The 19002-nt window shown below is 70.9% G+C and carries 17 protein-coding genes and 1 pseudogene; 10 read left to right on the top strand and 8 right to left on the bottom strand.

What is annotated here, in order from left to right; all coding sequences use genetic code 11:
• The first annotated feature begins 5 nt into the window (after positions 1 to 5).
• Both LG395_RS30360 and LG395_RS30355 read left to right on the top strand, forming a co-directional pair.
• Positions 6 to 509 (top strand): sigma factor-like helix-turn-helix DNA-binding protein, encoded by a 504-nt coding sequence (locus LG395_RS30360; RefSeq protein WP_225811877.1) that lies wholly within the window; start codon positions 6 to 8, stop codon positions 507 to 509.
• Positions 510 to 603: 94 nt separating this feature from the next.
• Positions 604 to 852, top strand: coding sequence for a hypothetical protein (locus LG395_RS30355; protein WP_171153317.1), 249 nt, complete (start codon positions 604 to 606; stop codon positions 850 to 852).
• 6 nt (positions 853 to 858) lie between these two features.
• On the opposite strand, the gene LG395_RS30350 is transcribed toward LG395_RS30355, so the two are convergent.
• Positions 859 to 2016 (bottom strand): cystathionine gamma-synthase, encoded by a 1158-nt coding sequence (locus LG395_RS30350; protein WP_171153319.1) that lies wholly within the window; start codon positions 2014 to 2016, stop codon positions 859 to 861.
• 396 nt (positions 2017 to 2412) lie between these two features.
• On the opposite strand from LG395_RS30350, the gene LG395_RS30345 reads away from it, so the two are divergent.
• The 3 genes and pseudogenes from LG395_RS30345 (at position 2413) to msrA (ending at position 5255) form a co-directional block, all read left to right on the top strand.
• A complete protein-coding gene (locus LG395_RS30345) occupies positions 2413 to 3531 on the top strand; it encodes a hypothetical protein (protein ID WP_225811876.1) in 1119 nt (372 codons plus the stop codon).
• Positions 3532 to 3622: 91 nt separating this feature from the next.
• A pseudogene (locus LG395_RS30340) lies at positions 3623 to 4453 on the top strand (hypothetical protein); the annotation flags it as partial.
• A gap of 88 nt (positions 4454 to 4541) precedes the next feature.
• Positions 4542 to 5255, top strand: a complete 714-nt coding sequence (msrA, locus tag LG395_RS30335; protein ID WP_225811875.1) for a peptide-methionine (S)-S-oxide reductase MsrA — start codon at positions 4542 to 4544, stop codon at positions 5253 to 5255.
• 113 nt (positions 5256 to 5368) lie between these two features.
• On the opposite strand, the gene LG395_RS30330 is transcribed toward msrA, so the two are convergent.
• The gene (locus LG395_RS30330) at positions 5369 to 6064 is read right to left on the bottom strand and encodes a hypothetical protein (protein ID WP_225811874.1); all 696 of its coding nucleotides are present in this window, start codon (positions 6062 to 6064) and stop codon (positions 5369 to 5371) included.
• Positions 6065 to 6084: 20 nt separating this feature from the next.
• Here LG395_RS30330 and LG395_RS30325 point away from each other — a divergent pair, with 20 nt between their 5' ends.
• Both LG395_RS30325 and LG395_RS30320 read left to right on the top strand, forming a co-directional pair.
• Positions 6085 to 6507 (top strand): GNAT family N-acetyltransferase, encoded by a 423-nt coding sequence (locus LG395_RS30325; protein ID WP_372463486.1) that lies wholly within the window; start codon positions 6085 to 6087, stop codon positions 6505 to 6507.
• Positions 6508 to 6816: 309 nt separating this feature from the next.
• Complete coding sequence (locus LG395_RS30320; protein WP_225811872.1) at positions 6817 to 7548, top strand: type 1 glutamine amidotransferase family protein; 732 nt, start codon at positions 6817 to 6819, stop codon at positions 7546 to 7548.
• 151 nt (positions 7549 to 7699) lie between these two features.
• Here the strand turns inward: LG395_RS30320 and LG395_RS30315 are convergent, their stop codons facing one another.
• On the bottom strand, positions 7700 to 8740 hold the full coding sequence (locus tag LG395_RS30315; protein WP_225811871.1) for an NAD(P)-dependent alcohol dehydrogenase: 1041 nt from the start codon (positions 8738 to 8740) through the stop codon (positions 7700 to 7702).
• 171 nt (positions 8741 to 8911) lie between these two features.
• Here LG395_RS30315 and LG395_RS30310 point away from each other — a divergent pair, with 171 nt between their 5' ends.
• Positions 8912 to 9820: a helix-turn-helix domain-containing protein gene (locus LG395_RS30310; RefSeq protein WP_225811870.1), complete on the top strand. Its 909-nt coding sequence runs from the start codon at positions 8912 to 8914 to the stop codon at positions 9818 to 9820.
• 69 nt (positions 9821 to 9889) lie between these two features.
• Here the strand turns inward: LG395_RS30310 and LG395_RS30305 are convergent, their stop codons facing one another.
• From LG395_RS30305 to LG395_RS30285, 5 genes are all read right to left on the bottom strand, one after another.
• Positions 9890 to 13195 (bottom strand): S8 family peptidase, encoded by a 3306-nt coding sequence (locus LG395_RS30305; protein ID WP_225811912.1) that lies wholly within the window; start codon positions 13193 to 13195, stop codon positions 9890 to 9892.
• Between the two features lie 242 nt (positions 13196 to 13437).
• Complete coding sequence (locus tag LG395_RS30300; protein WP_171153336.1) at positions 13438 to 14121, bottom strand: ABC transporter ATP-binding protein; 684 nt, start codon at positions 14119 to 14121, stop codon at positions 13438 to 13440.
• A gap of 131 nt (positions 14122 to 14252) precedes the next feature.
• On the bottom strand, positions 14253 to 15686 hold the full coding sequence (locus LG395_RS30295; protein WP_225811869.1) for an ABC transporter permease: 1434 nt from the start codon (positions 15684 to 15686) through the stop codon (positions 14253 to 14255).
• A gap of 159 nt (positions 15687 to 15845) precedes the next feature.
• Positions 15846 to 17093: a L,D-transpeptidase gene (locus LG395_RS30290; protein WP_225811868.1), complete on the bottom strand. Its 1248-nt coding sequence runs from the start codon at positions 17091 to 17093 to the stop codon at positions 15846 to 15848.
• A gap of 236 nt (positions 17094 to 17329) precedes the next feature.
• Positions 17330 to 17674, bottom strand: a complete 345-nt coding sequence (locus LG395_RS30285) for a hypothetical protein (protein ID WP_225811867.1) — start codon at positions 17672 to 17674, stop codon at positions 17330 to 17332.
• Positions 17675 to 17783: 109 nt separating this feature from the next.
• Between LG395_RS30285 and LG395_RS30280 the strand changes: the two genes are divergently transcribed.
• Positions 17784 to 18110 (top strand): LAETG motif-containing sortase-dependent surface protein, encoded by a 327-nt coding sequence (locus tag LG395_RS30280; protein ID WP_171153343.1) that lies wholly within the window; start codon positions 17784 to 17786, stop codon positions 18108 to 18110.
• A 42-nt stretch (positions 18111 to 18152) separates the two neighbouring features.
• A complete protein-coding gene (locus LG395_RS30275; RefSeq protein WP_225811866.1) occupies positions 18153 to 18950 on the top strand; it encodes a hypothetical protein in 798 nt (265 codons plus the stop codon).
• Positions 18951 to 19002 lie beyond the last annotated feature (52 nt).

Below are 19002 nucleotides of genomic sequence, written 5' to 3'. Positions count from 1 at the left end.
GCGCGGTGGGGGATCGGCAAGTGGCCCGTGATGCCCGCCGGGCCCGGGAGTTCGAGGCGTTCGTCGCGGGTGCGGCCGGGCGCCTGCTGCACGCCGCCATGCTGCTCACCGCCGAGGCGCCGGACGCCAACCCGCGCGCGCGGCGTCTGCTGACGCTCGCGCTCGCCCACACCTACGCCCGCTGGGACCGGCTGCGCGGCGAGGACCCGTACGACTGCGCCCGCCAGTACCTCGCCACCCGCTTCGCGCGCACCACCTGGCACCGGTACGGGGCCTTCGGCCGCGCCCGGCCCGATCCGCGCAGCCCGCTGGCCGCGCTCGCGCCGCGCGAGCGGCTGGTCCTGGTCCTGCGGTTCTACGAGGGCGTGGCCGAGGAGCAGACGGCGGCCCTGCTCGGCCTGCCCGCGGAACGCGTCCACACCATCTGCGACCGCGCGACGGCCGACGTACTGCACCCCGCCCGCCCGGTCGCGCCCCGCGCGGCGGACACCGGGGCGGCACCGTCGTGAGCCGCGCCGGCGACCTCGTACGCCGCGTCCCCCCGCACGGCCGCCGCCAAGGCCCGTGCCCGCGCGCACGCCGGTCCGGCGGCGGGAGGCCGCGGTGAGACGGGGCGAACGGGAAGCCGCCGTGCGGCGGATCATGGAGCGGGGCGGGGCTCCGGTGCCGCCGGAGCTGCACGCGGACGCGGTGCGCCGTGGGGAACGTCTGCTGCGGCAGCGGCGGCTCGTCCGCCGGGTCCTGTGGCTGCTGGCCTGCGTCGCGGCCGTCGCGTTCGCGGTGTGGGCGGCCGACGCCCGCCCCTGGGTGGAGCCGCCCTCGCAGACGACCCCACCGCTGACCGGCTGGTGACCGCCGCTACTTGCCGAGGGCCTGCCGCAGGTCCTCCAGCAGGTCGTCGACGTTCTCGATGCCGACCGACAGGCGCACCAGGTCGGCCGGGACCTCCAGCGCGGAACCGGCGGCGGAGGCGTGCGTCATCCGGCCGGGGTGCTCGATGAGGGACTCGACACCGCCGAGGGACTCGCCGAGGGTGAACACCTGGGCGCGGTTGCATACGTCGACCGCGGCCTGCTCGCCGCCCTCGACCCGGAACGACACCATGCCGCCGAACGCCTTCATCTGCTTGGCGGCGACCTCGTGGCCGGGGTGCTCGGGCAGCCCCGGGTAGAGCACGCTCGTCACGCGCGCGTGCCGGGACAGCATGTCGGCGATCTTCGTGGCGTTCTCGCTGTGCCGGTCCATGCGCACCGCGAGGGTCTTGGTGCCGCGCAGCACCAGCCAGGAGTCGAAGGGGCCGGCGACGGCGCCCATCGCGTTCTGGTGGTAGGCCAGTTCCTCGCCGAGCCCCGGGTCGGAGACGATCAGCGCGCCGCCGACCACGTCGGAGTGGCCGCCCATGTACTTGGTCAGGGAGTGCACGACGACATCCGCGCCGAGCGCCAGCGGCTGCTGGAGGTAGGGCGTGGCGAAGGTGTTGTCGACGACGAGCTTCGCGCCCGCGTCGTGGGCGACCTGGGCGACGGCGGCGATGTCGGTGATGCCGAGCAGCGGGTTGGAGGGGGTCTCCACCCAGACGGCCTTGGTCTTCGGGGTGATCGCGGCCCGCACGGCGGCCGGGTCGCTGGTGTCGGCGACCGACCACTCCACCCCCCAGCGGGTGGCGACCTTGGCGAAGAGCCGGAAGGTGCCGCCGTAGGCGTCGTTCGGGATCACCACGTGGTCGCCGGGGGTGAGCAGCGTACGCAGCAGGGTGTCCTCGGCCGCCAGGCCGGACGCGAAGGCGAGGCCGCGGCGGCCGCCCTCCAGCGCGGCGAGGTTCTCCTCCAGGGCGGTCCGGGTCGGGTTGGCGCTGCGGCTGTACTCGTAGCCGCCGCGCAGCCCGCCGACGCCGTCCTGCTTGTAGGTCGAGACCTGGTAGATCGGCGGGACGACCGCGCCGGTGAGGGGATCCGCGGTGTTGCCCGCGTGGATCGCGAGGGTCTCGAAGTGCTGACTGATGTGCCTGTCGCTCATGTGCACCGAGCGTAATGCGCCCGGCGGGATGGTGACGGCCGCCATGAGCTCTCGCCGTGCCGCGCCATCCGGCCGTCATACACGGGCGGCCCGGCGGTTCCCGGCGGCACGCGGCGAGCCGACGGCCTCGTCAGCCTCATGGGCCTCATGCACCTCAAGGGTCTCGTGCGCCTCATGCGCTTATGGATCAGGGCCTCGTGCGCCTCATGTGTCTCATGGATCAGGGCCTCGTGCGCCTCATGTGTCTCATGGATCAAGGGCCTCGTGCGTCTCATGCGGCTCACGGCGTCTCGTGAGCGCCTCCCAGGCGCCCCGCTGTCATGTCCTCGCCCGGAGTTGTCCACAGCCCGGCGGCGGGGTTCGCCAATTGTCGGCGGCGTCTGGTTCGCTTGAGGCATGTCGATTCTCTGGCTGCTGATGGCGCTGCTCCTGCTGGGCTTCGTGCTGCTCCCTGTCGTACGGCGCAGGCGCGGGGTGATCGAACAGGTCCCCCCGGGACACCCGGACGCCGCCGACCCCGCGGACTACGGCTTCCTGCGCCAGGAGGAGCTGGACGTACGCCTGCCCGGCCCGGACGAGGACCTGCTCCAGGTCCTGGAGCTGGTGCAGCGCACGCAGGACTACCGGGCCGCCGCCCAGCTGCTGGCCGGCACCGAGTCCGAGGGCGAGCGGCGCTGGCAGCGGGTGCAGGCCTTCGCCGGTGCCGCCGCGCTGGAGCTGCAGCAGCGGCCCGGCGGGGTCCACGAGACGCCGGGCGGCCAGTGGCTCCGGGTCTGGCGGGCCGAGCAGCCCAAGGACGCGGGCGGCGCCGCCGTCCACGCGGAGTTCCTGGTGCAGCAGGCCTGGCGGACGTCGACGCCGGGCACGGACGAGTTCCGGATCATCATGGAGGAGGCCCGGGACGCCTGTGCGCAGGCGGCCCTGCTGGCGCCCGGTGACCCGGTGCCCTACGTGACGGAGCTTTCCATCGCGCGCGGACTGTCCTATCAGCACGCCGAGTTCGACCAGCTGTGGCTGAAGATCCTCGACCGCGCCCCGCACCACATGGGCGCGTATCTGGCCGCGTTGCACTACTGGTGCGAGAAGTGGCACGGCTCGCGCGAGCAGGCGTACTCCTTCGCGGAGGCCGCCGCGGCCCGCGCGCCGGAGGGTTCGCTGCTCGCCGCGCTGCCGCTGTTCGCGGTGTTCGAGCACCTGCCGGAGGTGAACCTGGTCGCGAGCTTCTACCAGAGCGAGGTCGTCACCAAGGCGATCCACGGCGCGCTGCACGCGGTGCACGCGGCCGACCCCGAGGACCCCACGCTGCCGCACGTCCGGCACCTGCTGCTGTTCTTCCTGGTCCGCGCCGAACGCTGGGCGGAGGCCATGCAGCAGCTGATACACATCGACGGTCACGTCGGCGCGCTGCCGTGGATCCTGTCCGCCGATCCGGCCGCCGAGTTCGCCCTGCACCGCGCGCTGGCGGTGGCCGGTTACGAGGCCAACGGCGGCAGCCCGGCCGGCCTCCCGGGCTGACGCCACCCGGCCCCCCGGGCCCCCTCCCGGGAGGGCCACCCCTCCCCTCCCCCATATCCGCATTGCCCTTCTGACCTGCGGTAGGGCATACGGCCCGGACTGGGAGCGCCGGTCGGCACTCGTGTACCTGCTGGCGGACCACGCGGCCGAGGAGGACGGGTGGCTGCTGGACTGGGAGGCCGAGCGGCGCGACGACCCCGACGCCGCCGTCGTCCGGGCGCGCAGCACGGTGATCCTCGCGTGGAAGCTGCGCGGTGCGAAGACGGCCCGGTACACGACCCGGGAGCAGGCCGAGGGCTTCCACCGCACGCTGGTCTCCGCACGTGCGGAGATCACCCGGGCGGCGGCACTGAACCCGGACGACCCGACGCCGTACATCGCGGAGATATGGGTGGCGCTGGGCCTCGGCTATCCGAACGCCGAGATGGACAAGCTGTGGGCGGAGATCTCCGCCCGCGCCCCGCACCACTACGAGGCCCACTTCTCGGCGCTCCAGTACTGGTGCGCGAAGTGGCGCGGCTCCGAGCGGCTGGCCTTCGACTTCGCCGAACGAGCCGCCGCCGGCGCGCCCTTGGGCAGCCTGCTGACGGCGCTGCCGCTCATCGCGCACTTCGAGCACGACGACTCGGAGGACACCGCGGCCGACAACACGCCGGAGATGCTGGCCCGGGTCGAGGCGGCGCTCCAGGACGCCGCGGCGGCGGACCCCTCCCACCCGCGGCTGCCGGAGCTGCGGCACCTACTGGCGTTCTACCTGCACCTCCAGGACCGCAACGAGGCGGCGCTGGAGCAGTTCAAGCTGGTGGACGGCCATGTGAACGCGCTGCCGTGGCGCTACCGGGGCGACATGGCCGGGCACTACTGCCGGGTCCGCGACACCGTGGTGCGGGCGGTACGGGAGACCGCGGCGGCGCCCGCCTGACCGGAATGCGGAAGATCCTCGGGACGTTGTGAACGGTGCCGGCCGGCGAGGCCGCCGGCACCCCGTCCCCGACCGACAGGGAGACCCCATGCTCTTCGGCCGCACCCCCCGGCTGCCCACCCCCGAGCAGGCGCTCAAGGGCCGCCTAGCACTCCCCTACACGGTCCCCGACCGGCACACCGTCCTCGGCACCCCGCTCCTCGGCCCGTACCCGCAGGGCCTGGAGGTCGCCGACTTCGCCCTGGGCTGCTTCTGGGGCGCGGAGCGCAAGTTCTGGCAGCTCCCGGCGGGTGTGCACACCACTCTGGTCGGCTACCAGGGCGGCTACACCGAGTACCCGACGTACGAGGAGGTCTGCTCGGGCCTGACCGGCCACACGGAGGCCGTCCGCGTGGTCTACGACCCCCGGCAGATCTCGTACGAGCGCCTGCTCAAGACCTTCTGGGAGTCCCACGACCCGACGCAGGGCTTCCGTCAGGGCAATGACGTGGGCACCCAGTACCGCTCGGCGATCTACACCCACACCCCGGAGCAGGCGGCCACGGCACAGGCCTCCCGCGAGGCCTACCAGAAGGTCCTGACCTCCTCCGGCTACGGCACGATCACCACGGAGATCCTCCCGGCACAGGGCCGCGCCTTCTACCCGGCCGAGGGGTACCACCAGCAATATCTCGACAAGAACCCGGCGGGCTACTGCGGCCTGGGCGGAACGGGGGTCAAGCTGAGTGACCCGTTCGACACGAATTGGGGCGCCTCGTGCCCGACGGGGATCGCTCCCGCGCCTGAAGTCACGGAGAAGTAGCCGGCCGAGCCTGAGCCCGGCCCGACCGGCCGTGGTGTCGACCCGCCACTCAGTACGGCGGCACGGCCGGTTTCCGGCACCGCCCGGGTAATCCGGCGCCGCTGTGCACTGAGCTACGCGCTTGCGGACTCGTCGTCAGCGCCATCCGGCGCTGGGCTGACGAACACGGCGAGATAGCGGAACTCACCGCCTGGCCCGCTCAGGTCGCTGTACGGCTCCCAATCGAGTGAGTACGCACCCCGCAACGCGCACGTGTTCGGCTGATAAGCGCCCTCAGCCCACAACAGCGTCCCGGCGAGCTCACGTCCCTGGTGGATCCTGAAGTCGTGATCCCGAGTACGTCGGCGGCCGGGGCTGGGCGGAGTCCACAGGGACGCCTCGTTGGTCAGCATGAGGGCAAGACCGTTCTGGCCGGACCGGCGGCAGAAGCGCTCCAGCCTGGCTATGTCCCGAACGAAGTACAGGCGAGCGAGGTCGGTGGCGGCATGCGCCCTCAATGAGTAGTCCTCGGCTGGAGTGCCGGCCGTGCCTGTCCAACTTCGGGTGAAGTACTTGAACTCGATCGCGGTGCGGGTCGAGGGCCCAAGGCACAGGAGGTCCAGGTACTCGGTCTTGCCCGGCGCTCGTTGCGGCACCTCCAGCCTGGAGTGCACCTCCGGTGCCAGCTCCCAGAGCGCCCGAGCAAAACTGTGCTGAAGGTCGGCTTCGGAGTGAAAGACCGGCCTCTGCCGGCGCAGATACTCAACGACCTCGCTGAGTGCGGTCCGTCCGGCGATAGTCCCAGCGCCGTCCATCGGTGTCGTAGTCACGGCGTCATTGAAGTGGATCCCTGGCTGACTCTTTCTGTTACGACCCCCTCCAGACTGATGCGCAGGCACACGACATGTGGGTGGTCCCGTCCCCGGGACACGTCGTGGTGGCCGTAGAGGACCGGCGCGTGCTTGGCACCTCGAACATGTACCCCAATCGGCCCGGTCCCGGTTCCCACATCGCCAGCGGCAACTTCATGGTGGCCTCCGAGGCGCGCGGCCAGGGTGTCGGTCAAGCACTGGGCGAGTATCTGCTCAACTGGGCCTCGACCTGTGGCTTTGCCGGCGTCCAGTGCAACGCCGTCGCGGCCTCGAACACGCCCGCCGTCAGAACGTACGAGCGCCTCGGGTTCACCGTCATCGGCACCGTCCCAGGTGCGTTCCGGCATCCGACGCTGGGTCCGGTCGGACTGCACGTCATGTATCACGACCTGGGCGCCTGACCCTGTTCATACCGGTCGACCGGCCGATCCCCCACGCTCATGGCTCGGTGGGAGTCAAGCAGCCATGAGGCCTGCCTACGCTCATGAGCCGCGAGAACCGCGCGCCCCGGAACCTCCGAGCCGAGCCCATGAAGCTGGGTCACATGGCAACCCAGACCCGTGGGCACCGGGGTGTCCTGCCCGGTCGGGGTCGCGCGAACCTGACGGGGCCGGCGCGGGGCTGAGCCCGTTCCGGCGACGGCTTCCCGTCCCTCCCCGTAGATTCGTCCCTCGTGTCGAGGCGGTTCGGCACGGAGCGAAGGGGAGGGCATGGGCAGTCGGGTATTTCTCATCGGTGGGGGCTGGGACAACGCCGAGGTGTACGAGCCGTTCCTGCGGGAGCTGGGCGGTGAGCGGCGGGTCGGGTGCCTGGTCCTCGACGAGGGGGACGGGGCCGCGCAGTTCGAGCGGTACGCGGCGGCGCTCGAGAAGGCCGGGCCGCCGTGCACGCCGGTGCCGCTGCTCGTGCCCCTAGGTGGCCGGTTCGAGCCGGAGGCCGTGCTGGACGGGATCGACGGGCTGCTGGTGTGCGGTGGGCTGACGCCCGCCTACCTGGACGCGCTCGCGGACTGTCTGGAGCGGCTGCCGGCGCTGCTGGCGGCGCGCGGGATGCCGTACGCCGGTTTCTCCGCCGGTGCCGCGGTGGCCGCGCGGCGGGCCGTGGTCGGCGGCTGGCTGCTGAACGGGGTCCCGGTGTGCGCGGAGGAGACCGGGGAGGACCTGGCGGAGATCGAGGTCCGGCCGGGGCTCGGCCTGGTGCCGTTCGCGGTGGACGTGCACGCGGCCCAGTGGGGCACGCTGGCGCGGCTGGTGACGGCGGTCGCGCGGGGGGACGCGCCGTACGGGGTCGCCGTGGACGAGAACACCCTGCTCATGGTGGGGGTGGAGGACGGCGAGGCCCGGGTGGCCGGGTCCGGCCGGGCCCATGTCGTACGGCCGGCGGACGACGGAGCCGTCCTGGTGCGGGCGTACGGCGCCGGGGAGGGATTCGGTCTCGGATAGACGCCCGCGGAGGGGCGCGGGGAACCGCGCGAACGGCCGCCACGACGGCCCGCACCCGGCAGAAGGCCCGCACCCCCGCACAGGATCCGCCGAAGGCCGTAGCCCGGCAGGGCTACGGCCTCCCAGAACTACGGCCGGGCAGGACCGCAGGTCAGATCGTGGCCGTGTCGATCACGAAGCGGTAGCGGACGTCGCTCGCCAGCACCCGCTCGTACGCCTCGTTGACCTCGGCCGCGCTGATCAGCTCGATCTCGGCGCCGATGCCGTGCTCGGCGCAGAAGTCCAGCATCTCCTGGGTCTCGCGGATACCGCCGATCATGGAGCCGGCGAGCGTCTTGCGGCCGCCGATCACCGAGAAGAGGTTGAGCGCGATGGGCTCCTCGGGGGCGCCCACGTTCACCAGCGCGCCGTCCGTCTTCAGCAGCGACAGCAGCGCGCCGAAGTCCATCGGCGCGGACACGGTCGACACGATCAGGTCGAAGGTGCCGGCCAGTTCCTCGAAGGTCTTCGGGTCGCTGGTGGCGTGGTAGTGGTCGGCGCCCAGCTTGAGCCCGTCGTCCTTCTTGCGCAGGGACTGGGACAGGACGGTGACCTCGGCGCCCATGGCGTGGGCGATCTTGACGGCCATGTGGCCGAGACCGCCGAGGCCGACGATGGCGACCTTCTTGCCGGGGCCGGCGTTCCAGTGGCTCAGCGGCGAGTAGGTGGTGATGCCCGCGCAGAGCAGCGGCGCGGCGACGTCCAGGGACAGCCCGTCGGGGATGCGCAGGACGTAGTTCTCGTCGACGACGATCTTCTCGGAGTAGCCGCCGTAGGTGGGCTCGCCGTCCTTGCCGACGGCGTTGTAGGTGCCGACAATGCCGTTGAGGCAGTACTGCTCCTCGCCTCGCAGGCAGTTCTCGCACTCGCGGCAGGAGTCGACCATGCAGCCGACCCCGACCCGGTCGCCGACCTGGAACTTCGTCACGCCGGGGCCGACCTCGGCGACGACGCCCGCGATCTCGTGGCCGGGGACCATGGGGAAGATCGCCTCGCCCCAGCCCTCGCGGGCCTGGTGGATGTCGGAGTGGCAGATACCGGCGAACTTGATGTCGATCAGGACGTCGTGCTCGCCGACCGCGCGTCGCTCGATGGTCGTCCGCTCCAGCGGGGCCTTCGCGGCGGGCGCGGCGTATGCGGCAACAGTGGTCATGCGGAGGATCTCCTAGCGGGGGGTTCCGCGCCCGGCTGCCTTCCCGCCGGGCGCGGCCTCCAGCCTGCCGGGCGAGGCGCCGCCCACCCAGACCACGCTTTTGCGTACGACCGCCGTGCCTACCACTGGCGGGGTCAGGCTGCCGTGCATACGACCAGGAATACTGGACGCATGGACAGCAGGGACGAGCAGCCGGACGCGAGCGTGGCCACCGGGCAGACCCTGGACCGACGGGCGGAGCTGAGCGAGTTCCTGCGCAGCCGGCGGGCCCGGCTGAAGCCCGAGGACGTGGGGCTGGCCGGATTCGGACGGCACCGCCGGGTGCCGGGGCTGCGCCGTGAGGAGTTGGCGCAGCTGGCCGGGGTGTCGGTGGCGTACTACACCCGCCTCGAGCAGGGCAACGGCCGTAACGTCTCGGCCGAGGTGCTGGACTCGATCGCCCGGGCGCTGCGGCTGACGGACGCCGAGCACGCGCACCTGACGCACCTGGCCAAGCCGAAGGCGCACAAGAAGAAGCCGGCGGCACGGCAGCAGCAGGTGCGGGCGGTGCTGCGGCATCTGCTGGACAGCATGGACGGGGTACCGGCGTACATCGTGGGCCGGTGCTCGCAGATCCTCGCCTGGAACCGGATGGCGGCGGCCGTCTTCGGTGACTGGGGCGAGTTGCCGCCCGCCGAGCGCAACTGGGCGCGGCTGGTCTTCCTGCGTCCCGCCTACCGCGAGCTGTTCGTCGACTGGGAGCAGAAGGCGATCGACATCGTGTGCGCCCTGCGCATGGACGCGGGGTGCGATCCGGACGACGCGCGTCTGTCGGTCCTCGTGGGTGAGCTGTCCGTCAAGAGCGAGGAGTTCCGCCGGCTGTGGGCCACGCACGACGTCAAGGAGAAGAGCCACGGCGTCAAGCACCTGCACCACCCCCTGGTGGGCGACCTGGCCCTGAACTTCGAGAGCTTCCGGCTGACGGACGGCTCGGAGCAGGTCCTGGTCACCTACCACGCCGACCCGGACTCCGCCTCCGCGGACTCCCTGCGTCTCCTGGCCAGCTGGGGCGCCGACGCGACCCGCGCGGCGACGCGCTGAGGGGTGCACCGGAGACTGTCCTCCGGTGCACCCCTCGGCAAGGAGCGTTACGGTCTACCGCGCGCCGGCCTACTTGCCGAAGTACGCGTTGTAGATCGTGATCGCCGACGTGTTGCCCTTCTTGTCGGCGATGTTGGCGCGGAACGAGATCGCCTTGTTCTTCGCCGGGTTCTTGACGGTGATCTTGCCGTTCTTGACGGTGACCTTCTTGAAGTTCTTGCCGTCGTAGGAGACGTAGACGGCGAGGGACTTCAGGTTCCTGCCGGCGGCGGAGCCCTCCACGGTGACCGGGAAGGTGACCGTCTTGCCGGCCGTGACGCGGCTGTCCAGTCCGGTCGTGGCGCCGAAGTGCAGCGCGGAGGCGGGCAGCTGGACGAAGTCCGCCGGCTTCTTGGAGCGGAAGGTCCAGGTCGCGTCGATGCGCGTCGAGGCCTCCGACACCTTCGCGGACCGCTTGACCGAGGTGGTCAGCTTGTACGCCGCGTCACCGGACGGCACCTTGAAGGTGGCGTCGCCGAAAAGCGGGTCGGTGTTCGAGCCGACCTTGGTGCCGTTGCGGTACAGCGTGGTGTTCACCGAGGTGAACTGCGAGGACCCGGCGTGCTTGGCGGAGTCGGCGAACAGCGGCAGCACGCCGAAGATCTCGTTGCCGTCGCGGAACAGCCCGAATTCCTTGCCGACGTGCGGGCCGAAGACGGCGGTGTTGACCGTCTTGGTGTAGGTCTTGCCGCCCTTGAAGGTGAACTGGCCGAGCCCGTAGCCGGCCTCGGTCAGGGGGAAGCCGTCCTGGTCGACGCCGCCGTTCTGCTGGAAGTCCAGCTCCCACTGCACGCCGCCGGTGGCGGACAGGTGCAGGGTGCGGGTGCCGGGCAGCTTCTGCGGGATGCCGATGGAGGAGGCGCCGGAGCTGCCGGGCAGCCAGCCCACCGCGTCGATCGTGCCCTTCTTGCCGCTCGCCGCCGCGCCCAGCCGGACCTTCACCGTGGCGAGGTCGCCCGCCTTGTAGTGCTTGGTGTAGCCCGTGGCGAGCTGCTTGACGGCACCGCCGGAGGTGACGTCGTACTGCTCGGTCGCGCCCTTGGTCCAGTGGCCGTCCCACTGCTGCCACAGCGTCCCGGCGGGCAGCTGCGGGCCCAGGTGGGCGGTGCGGAAGTTCTTGTACGAGTCGAGGAACCAGCCGAAGCCGTACTGGCCGTTGCCGACGGTGACGTCGTACTCCGGCGAGGCGAACTGGGACTTCACGCCCGAGGCCGCGACGGTGATGTCCACCGGCTTCGCCTTGCGCGCGTCGATGGTGATCGTCTGCTTCTTGTCGACGGTCAGCTTCGGCTGCGCGATCCAGTCGGCGCCCTTGGAGGCGTCCTGGGGGTCGGCGTAGACGGAGGTGTTGAGGATGTACGTGCCCTTGGGCGCGCGCACCTTCACCGTGCCGGACTTGTCGTACGGGTTCAGCCAGACGCCGTTGGCCAGGCCGCCCACGCCGGTGACGTCGGCGTTGTAGTACGGGGCCGGCTTGCCGTCGCGGCCGATGAACTTCAGGGTCAGGTCGTAGGACTCGACCTCGCGCTGCACCGCGGCGGCCGTGCGGACGGTCTGGCCGTCGCCCGTCGCCGTGACGTACGCCGAGTAGGCGCCGTCGACGGTGCCGCCCAGCCTGGTGTCGACGGTGAAGTCGACCGAGGCGGTGCCGTGCGCGGGGACGGTCACGGTCGTCGCGCCGAGCTTGAAGAAGCCGGACGGGGCCGCCGCGCCCTTGGGGTTGGTGGCGGTGCTGGCCAGGGTGAGCGTGACGTCCTTGTCACCGAGGTTGCGGTACGTCAGCTTCTTGGTGACCGGCTTGTCGTCGGTGTGCGGCCACTGCTGCACACCGAAGCTCAGCGACACCGGGTCGGCGACGATCGACTGCTTGATGGCCTTGTCGACCTGGATGCGGCCCGTGCCCTGCTGGAACGGGGTGTACTTGCCGCCCTTGGTGGAGCCGGTGAGGGCGCCCTTCAGCTCGGCGTAGCCCCAGTCCGGGTGCTCCTGCTTCAGGATGGCGGCGGCACCCGCGACGTGCGGGGTGGCCATCGAGGTGCCGGAGATGGTCAGGTAGCCCTCGGGCTTCTCGCCGACCTCCTGGTCGATGACGCTGCCCTTGGCCGCGGCGGCGGTGATGTCCACGCCCGGAGCGGTGACGTCCGGCTTGATGGCGCCGTCGCCGGCGCGCGGGCCGGTGGAGGAGAAGTCGGCGAGCTTGTCCTTGTCGTCGACGGCGCCGACGGTGAGCGCGGCGTCCGCGCTGCCCGGCGAACCGATCGACTGGGGGCCCTCGTTGCCCGCGGCGATCGCGAACAGGACGCCCTTCTCGGCGGAGAGCTTGTTGACCTCGGCCTCGAGCGGGTCGATCTCGGGGGTGTCGTAGCCGCCGAGGCTCAGGTTGATGACGTCGGCGCCCTGGGAGGCCGCCCACTCCATGCCGGCGAGGATGCCGGAGTCGTCACCGAAGCCGTTGTCGTCCAGGACCTTGCCGTTGAGGAGCTTGGCGTCCGGGGCCACACCCTTGTACTTGCCGCCCGACTTGGCGCCGGTGCCGGCCACGATGGACGCGACGTGCGTGCCGTGGCCGAAGTGGTCCTTGGCGTCGGCGGCGGTGGTGAAGTTCTTGGACTCGATCACCTGGTCCTTGAGGTCCGGGTGGCTGGTGTCCACACCGGTGTCCAGGACGGCGACCTTCACGCCCTTGCCGGTGTAGCCGGCGGCCCACGCGGTGGGGGCGCCGATCTGCGGCACGGACTTGTCGAGGGCGGCCTTGCGGACGCCGTCGAGCCAGACGTGGGCGATGCCGGAGGCGGACTTGTCGCCGTTGGTGACGGCGGCCCACAGGTCGGCGGTGTCCTTGACCGGGGTCTGCACGGCGTCCGCGTTGAGCGCCTTCAGGCTGCGGCGCAGGGTGCCCGCGTCGCGGACGTCGGCCTTGGCGGCGGTCGCGGTGCCGCGGTAGCCGACGATGACCTTCAGGCCGTTCTTCTGGGCCTTGCGGGTGGCGGCCTTGTTCAGCTCGGTGACGTCGAACAGGCGCTGGTCCAGCGTGCCGGAGGCGACCAGGTGGGCCGCGTCGGCGGGGACGACCAGCGTGTGTCCGGCGGCCTTGCGGACCTGGAAGGGTATGTGCTCGCGTCCCTTGGCCCGCTCCAGGCCGACGACACGGCCCTTGGCGTCGAGGGCGACGCGGTCACCGGTGATCAGGGTGACGTGGTGTTTGACGGCGGCCTTCGAGGCGGCGGTGGTGGCCACCGAGGCGCGGTCGGGCTTCGCCGACGCCGGGCTGGTCATACCCGCTGCGAGGGCGACCGCTGCGGCCGTTGCCACGGTGGCCGCAGCCGCTCTTTTCACTTGTCTGCGCAAGTTCTCCCCCTGGAGATGGAGTACCGGGCGGATTCCCCGTTCACCCGGTCGGGGGTGGACTCGTACGCATGCACGTCAACCCCCCGGACCACGCAGTATGCCGGGGGGTGATCAGTGGGCTCAATAGATGAGAGGACGGTGAGAAAGCGCGCCAGGAAACTGTTACGCGGCGTCCGGGACACCGTTACACAACTGCGAAGTGCGACGCGTTCCGGCTGTGTTATGCGCCGTCAGGTGGCCGCGTTCTCCTTCACGGTGATCCTGCCCTGGCGCAGGGTGGCCAGGCGCGGGGCCTTCTTCGCCAGCGTGGAGTCGTGGGTGACCATGACGAAGGTCAACCCGTGTTCCTTCCACAGGCGTTCGAGGACGTCCATGATCTCGTCCCGGGTGCCTTCGTCCAGGTTGCCGGTCGGTTCGTCGGCGAGCAGCACCTTGGGTTTCTTCACGACGGCCCGGGCGATGGCGACGCGCTGCTGCTGCCCTCCGGACATCTCGCCGGGGAGATGTCCGAGGCGCTCGCCCAGGCCGACGGACTCCAGTGCCTCGGCGGCGAGTTCGCGGCGTTCCTTCACCTTGATGCCGAGAGGGACGAGGGCGGTCTCCACGTTCTCCTGGGCGGTGAGGGTCGGGATGAGGTTGAAGGACTGGAAGACGAAGCCGATGCTCTCGCTGCGGACCCGGGTCAGCCGGGCCTCGCTCAACCGGGCCAGGTCGGTGCCGTCCAGGACGACTTCGCCGGCGGTGGGGCGGTCGAGACCGCCGAGCATCTGCAGGAGCGTGGACTTGCCGCCGCCGGTGGGGCCCTGGATGACGAGCCTGTCCCCGTCGGGGATGGTGAGGTCGATTCCGTCGAGGGCGTGGACGGTGTCCTTGCCCCGGGTGTAGCGCTTGGTGACGTTGCTCAGTTCGTACATGAGGGCTCCGGGATCTGTTTCGGGGTGGATGCGCGCTGGTTCTGGCCGTCGGTCCGCGGGGGGCGGGCGCGCGGTCGCCCGCGCTCCCCGGCCGGACGGGCCGGGCCGGCCGACCCGGCCGGGAAGCCGGCCTACTCCACCCGTCTCAGCGCGTCCGCCGGGCGCAGCCGGGAGGCCCGCCAGCCGCCGAACGCGCCCGCGATCAGGCCGCCCGCCACCGCGAGGCCCACCGCCAGGACGATCGTCGTCAGGCTCACCGGGGCCGTGAGGGCCACCTCCAGGGTCTTCGCCGTCCGCCGGCCGGGGCCGCCCGGGAAGCCGCCACCACCGCCGGGGCCGCCCCCCGTGCCGCCGACCTGGGCCTGGAGGCCGGGGCTGATGGCGGTCACGGCGTACGCGCCCGCCAGGCCGAGGGCGATGCCGAGGGCGCCGCCGACCAGGCCGTTGACCATGGCCTCGCCGACCACCTGCCGGGTCACCCGGCCCGACCGCCAGCCCAGCGCCTTCAGCGTGCCGAACTCGCGGACCCGGCGGGAGACCGCCGAGGAGGTGAGCAGGCCGGCCACCAGGAACGCGGCCACCAGCACCGCCAGCGACAGCCACCTGCCGACGTTCGCGGCGAGGGAGGAGGCCGTGGACAGGGAGCCGGAGACGGTGTCCGCGAGGTCGGCGGAGGTGGTGACCGTCGTACCCGGGACGTTCTTGCGGATCGTCGACTTGACGCTGTCGATCCTCTTCGAGTCGGCCGCCTTGACGTAGATCGTGGTCACCTTGTCCTTCGCGCCGCCGAGGGTCTGGGCCTGCTTCAGCGGGACGTAGAGGTTGGCGGCCGAGTCACCGCTGTCGGCGGTGGCGATGCCGATCACCGTGAACCTGACGCCCTTGATGGTGACGGTGGAGCCGACCTTGTACTTTTTCTCCTTGGCGTAGGCGGAGTCCGCCACGACGACCTCGGCGTCGGTCTCGGTCGTCCTGAAGGTACGGCCGCTGGTGATCTTCGAGGAGGTCAGCGGGCCGAGGCCGGGTTTGGTGACGTCGGTGCCGTACACCGAGTAGCTGTTGACGTCGAAGTCGGCGCCGCCGCCCCTCACCTCGCCCTGGGGCCGACCGTTCCCGCCCCGCTGGAAGCCGCCGCCGCCCTGCTGGAACTGACCCCGCGTGAACTGCCCGCTGACCTTGAGGACCTGCAGGCTCAGTCCGCCGACCGCGTCCGAGACCCCGGACTGCGAGCCCACCTCGGTCACCGTGGAGGCCGACAGGGTCTGGAAGCCCTGCACCATGACGCGGTCGCTGCTCTGGGTGGAGTCGTCCCCGTCGTTCTGCGCGTCGAACCGGAAGCGCGGGCGCTGGGCGTCACCGGTGGACGCCGACGCCGCCTTGGTCACCGTCATGTCGGTCCCCAGCCCGTACAGCGACTGGAGCACCTTGTCCTGGGCCTTCCCCATGCCGTTGGACACGGAGTTGACCACGATGACCAGCGCGATGCCCAGCGCGAGGCCGGAGGCGACGACGAGGGCCGCCTTTATGCGGCGGCGCAGTTCGCGCCTCAGGTAGGTGAAGAACATGGCCGCAAGCTAGGGACGGACCGTGATGGCACCATAAGGCCGCCATAAGAGGAGCATGAGAAGGCTTCCCCCGGCCCCCCGGGGACTCCCGGGTGACGGCCCGTGAAAAAACCGGTGCCGCCCCTGGGGGCGGCACCGGTTTCGGCGGGTGAGGGGACGTCAGACGGCCGAGCCGGCCTTCCACTGCGCCCAGTCCATGTTCCAGCCGTTGAGGCCGTTGTCCGGCGAGACGGTCTTGTCGCCGGTGTGCTGCACGACCACGACGTCACCGATCAGCGAGTGGTCGTAGAACCAGGACGCCGGCGTGCTGGGGTCGTTGGCGCCCTTCTTGTCCTGCAGGCCCACACAGCCGTGGCTGGTGTTGACGTTGCCGAACACCGAGGGCGCGCCCCAGTAGTTGCCGTGGATGAAGGTGCCGGAGTTGGTCAGGCGCATGGCGTGCGGCACGTCCTTGATGTCGTACTCGCCCTTGCCGTCGTCGTCCGTGAAGCCGACCGTCGCGCCGTTCATCCGGGTCTCCTTGAACTTCTCGGAGATCACCATCCGGCCCTCGTACGTCTTGTTCTCCGGCGAGCCGGCGGAGATCGGTATGGTCTTGACGACCTTGCCGTCCTGCGTGACCTTCATCTGCTTGGTCTGCGCGTCGACGTAGGAGACCTGGTTGCGGCCGATGTGGAAGGTGACCGTCTTCTGCTGGACGCCGTAGACGCCGCTGGCGCCCTGGACGCCGTCGAGCGCCAGCTTCAGGGTGACGGTGGAGCCTTCCTTCCAGTACTCCTCCGGGCGGCAGTCCATCCGGTTGGCGTTGAACCAGTGGCAGGCGACCTCCTGGCCGCTGCTGGAGCTGACCGTGATGCCCTTCTGCACGGCCGCCTTGTTCGTGATCGCCTTGTCGAAGTTGATCGACACCGGCATGCCGACGCCGACCGTCGCGCCGTTGTCCGGGGTGAAGGTGCCGATGAAGCTGTTGGCCGGGGAGACCGTGGTGAAGGACGCGTTCTCGTGGGCTATGCGGCCGCCGGAGTCCTCGGCCTCCGCGGCGAGCCTGTAGGTGGTGGAGCGCTCCAGCCGGACGCTGGGCTTCCAGCTCTTCTTGTCGGCGGACAGCTGCCCGGCGACGGTCTTGCCGTCCTGGCTGGTCATCGTGACGGACGTGAGCGTGCCCTTGCGCACGGAGACGACCGCGGAGTTGTTGATCGAGGCGTTGTCGGAGCCGTCCTTGGGCGTGATCGTGATCTGCGCCTCCGACGACTTCTTGGCCGCCGCATCGTCGGCCTTGGCCTGCGAGGTGTCGTTGCCGCCGGAAGTGGCGTCGGCGTCTCCGCCGGAACACCCCGTCAGCACCAGCACACCACCGAGCAGAGCGGACGCGGCCGTCAGGCGCCTACGCCGCGTACTGTTCGTCATCACAAGCTTCTCCATCGTTGCCGAGTCGCGATAACCCCGTAAGTCCCCGCCAGGAACCTTCAACGCTACGGCCGGTTCCTCCCGTTCCCCAGCCCGTCGGGCTGTGGGGCATCCCACGTCCGCGGAACGCGCTCGTCCGCGACGGCGGGTGGTGCGGGGTTCGGTCCGTGCGTCTCCTGGGACGACGAAACCCCGGACGGCGGTTGCCGTCCGGGGTCATGGGTGCCCCGCGACGCTCAGCCGATGCCGTCCTCTTCCCCGTCGTCCGCCCCATCATCCTCGTCCAGGTCCCAGTCGGGCGAATCGGGGTCGTAGTCGACCCGCTCGCTGGACCAGGACGCCTGCTGCAGTTCCACTCCGGGCACCTCGCTCACCAGGTCGAACGGGTCCACGAGATACGCCAGGGCCTCCGCGGTGTCTTCCGTCACAGCGGCCTCGGCCTGGGCCCGCTCCCCCTCCGGGAGCTCCGGGTCCCCGGCGATCCGGCGCAGCGCGGCCTTGGCCACCTCGTCGTCGTCCTGGACTTCCAGCACCAGCTCCACACGAAGCCGCACAAAACGTGATGTCTCTTCTGTGCTCATGGCGGGAGCGTACGGCCGAAACCTCCCGTGACTTTCCTGTGACCCGCGCCTTTCACTAACATCGCCCCACACGGCCAATTCGCCAGCGTCACAAGGGGATCGATATTCCGTGTCATCCGCTCGCCGTCCGCTGCTGACCGCCACCGCCGCGGGCACCCTGCTGTGCGCCCTGTGGTTCGTCCCGTCCGCGAACGCCTCGCAGGACGCCCCGGCCCGACAGACGGCGCGGACGTCCGCGCCGACGCAGGTCACGCAGGCGAGAGCAGTCACGGTGGCCACCACCGAGGACACCGGCCGGGAGGCGGAGGAGGCGGCCGGGCTGGCCGACACGGGAAGCTTCGACACCACTCCGTACGTCGTCGGCGGCAGCCTCTTCCTGGCCGTGGGTGCCGGATTCGTCGCGTACTCGGTGCGCCGGGAACGCCTGGGCTTTTAATCGTCCTTGACGAAAGTTTGACAGCCCGCTCATAGTTCGCTCATGAAGAGATCATCGGGCGTGCGGCTGTGCGCCACCGCGGCTGTGAGCGCGCTGTCGCTCGCCCTCGTCACGGGCTGTGGCGACGGAGGGGCGAAGGACTCCGGGGACGCCAAGGGCCCGGACGCGGCGAAGCCGGCCGCGAAGGCGCTGAGCGCCGCCGAACTGAAGAAGCTGATCATCGCCAAGGGCGAGGTGCCCGGGTTCCAGGTGGGCCCCGTCGAGGGCGGCGTCCCCGACCGCGCCAAGGTCACGTCCGACGACGCCAAGTGCCGGCCGGTGCTCCAGGTGTTCACCGGCATCGCGCCCGGTGAGCCGGCGGCGGACACCAGCCGGATGGCCACGGAGGACAAGAAGAAGGACCCCACGGACGACGCGACGTCCCTGGACGACCTGGCCGACGGCAAGTTCGAGGACGCGATCAACAAGTCCATGGACCTCGACGTCACCGTGGTCACCCTGGCCTCGTACGACGGCGACGGCGCCGAGCGGGCCCTGAAGTCGGTCTCCGACGCGGTCAAGTCCTGCGCGGCCGGTTTCTCCGGCGTGCAGGACGGTGAGAAGGGCAAGTTCACCAAGGTCGCCGAGGAGAAGTCCTCGGGCACGGGTGACGCGTCGGTGGCCTTCACCGCGACCGACGACGCGGGCGAGGACGGCGCCATGCCGCTGCACGCCGAGGTCGTGCGGCACGGGAACACCCTCGCCACCTACACGACGATCAACATCGGGGCGATGATGAGCAAGAAGGCCTACACGGTCTCCGCTCCGGTGGTGAAAGCGCAGTCAGCCAAGCTGAAGTGACGTTCCGTCCGTAGTGTGGAGGGGCCCCGGCCGGTGTGCCGGGGCCCCTTCG

The sequence above is a fragment of the Streptomyces spinosus genome (genome assembly GCF_020400655.1).
In the GTDB taxonomy this organism is placed as follows: Bacteria; Actinomycetota; Actinomycetes; order Streptomycetales; family Streptomycetaceae; genus Streptomyces; species Streptomyces argyrophylli.
The sequence above is the reverse complement of the archived record's forward strand: the minus strand, read 5'-3'. Positions and strand labels throughout refer to the sequence as shown.